Raw genomic sequence first — 1,959 nt, forward strand, 5'->3', positions numbered from 1 at the left:
GCGGCGGTCTCGCGCAAGCTGGATAAACCGCTGGCTGTGTTAATCCAGAGCAGCAGTGCGGCAGGCAAAAGCAGCCTGATGGATGCGGTGCTCAATCTGATGCCGGATGAAGAGCGTATCCAGTACTCGGCGATGACCGGGCAAAGCCTCTACTATCTGGGTGAAACCAGCCTGCAACACAAGATACTGGCTATCGCGGAAGAAGAAGGGGTACGGCAGGCGGCCTATGCGCTGAAACTGTTGCAATCGGACGGGGAACTGAAAATCGCCTCAACCGGCAAGAATGAGCAGAGCGGCGAACTGGTGACGCGGGAATACAAGGTGCAAGGCCCAGTCATGCTAATGCTGACGACCACGGCGATCGATGTGGATGAAGAGTTGCTGAACCGCTGTCTGGTGCTGACCGTCAATGAGTCACGCGAACAGACACAAGCTATCCACGCGATGCAGCGGCATCGCCAGACCTTAGAAGGCTTGCTGGCTGACTCGGAAAAAGGTTATCTGACGACGTTGCACCAAAACGCCCAGCGGTTGTTACGGCCGCTCAAGGTGGTCAATCCTTACGCTCATCAACTGACGTTCCTGTCAGACAAAACGCGGATGCGGCGCGACCACATGAAATACCTGACGCTGATACAGGCCATCGCCCTGCTGCACCAGTACCAGCGGGAGGTGAAGACAGCGAACCATCGTGGGCAGGTTATCGAATATATCGAAGTCATCCAAGACGATATCGTACTTGCTAACCAACTGGCTCATGAAGTGCTGGGGCGCACACTGGATGAAATGCCGCCGCAGACGCGTAAGCTGCTGTTGTTGATACAGAGCATGGTAAACGAACAAGCCCAGCGTCAGCACTGCCAACCCAACGAAATCCGTTTTACCCGGCGGGATATTCGTGACTTTACCCACTGGACGGATAATCAACTGAAAGTGCATTGTCTGCGGTTGGCTGACATGGAATACCTGTTGCCGCATGGCGGCAGTCGGGGGCATCTGTTGCAGTACGAATTGCTGTGGGACGGTGCTGACAATGGTTCAGCCCACTTGTGTGGCTTGCTGGATGTAAACGAAGCAACGTCAAAAGTCGCAGGTAATGAACGCAAGTTGGACTCAGAAACAAGCAAGTTGGTGCCAAGTTGCCCCCAAGTTGGGGCTGAGTTGGACTTGGAAAATATGGCCTCAAACCCGATGCAGCAAGGGTTGGCGTCTTCGCAAGTTGGGGGCAGGCAAAAAGCAGTTATGAGACGAAAAAATAAAATCGTGTCATTGTCTGCGCCTGATGGGAGTCATCAACCCAAAGCCAATATGATAGGCGATGACAGCAAGTTGGACTCAGGAGCAAGCAAGTTGGTCTCAAGTTGCGTTCAAGTTGCGTTCAAGTTGGGGCTGAGTTGGACGTGGAAAATACGGCTTCAAACCCGATGCAGCAAGGGTTGGCGTCTTCGCAAGTTGGGGACAGGCAAAAAGGAGTTATCAGACGCCAAAATAAAATAACCTCGTCGCCCGCTGCCTTAGCTGCCGATGCCCAGACCGAAACGGAGGGAAATCATGGCAAACCGTAAACCGCGCAAAGGGAGCTTCCTGACCGTTGCTGAGGTGTACCGCAAGCCCGTTGGCCCGGCGCATGACCCGAAAAGCCTGTATGCGTTGCTGCTGCGCTTTGTGACGTGGCGGCGGGAGCGGAACTGGTCGGAAACCACACTGAAAGTACAGACCCACCATACCTACCACTTTATCCTGTGGGCCACGGAGCGGGGCTTGTACTATGCCGCCGATATCACCCGACCCATCCTGGAGCGTTACCAGCGTCACCTGTTCCTGTACCGCAAGAAGAACGGCGAGCCGTTAAGTACCCGAACCTAGCGCACCCAGTTACAGCCGTTGCAGGTGTGGTTCAAATGGCTGACGAAACAGAACCTGATACTGGCGAATCCGGCGGCGGATCTGGAACTGCCC

Annotated in this window: 2 pseudogenes; both read left to right on the forward strand. The window is 54.7% G+C overall.

The features are described 5' to 3' along the window. Window positions 1-1,497 (forward strand): annotated as a pseudogene (locus tag BM100_RS22265) (DNA primase); the annotation flags it as partial. Window positions 1,498-1,551: 54 nt separating this feature from the next. Beyond that, window positions 1,552-1,959: pseudogene (locus tag BM100_RS22270) on the forward strand (site-specific integrase); the annotation flags it as partial.

Origin of the sequence: Xenorhabdus mauleonii, assembly GCF_900113945.1 — a bacterium.
Lineage (GTDB): Bacteria > Pseudomonadota > Gammaproteobacteria > Enterobacterales > Enterobacteriaceae > Xenorhabdus > Xenorhabdus mauleonii.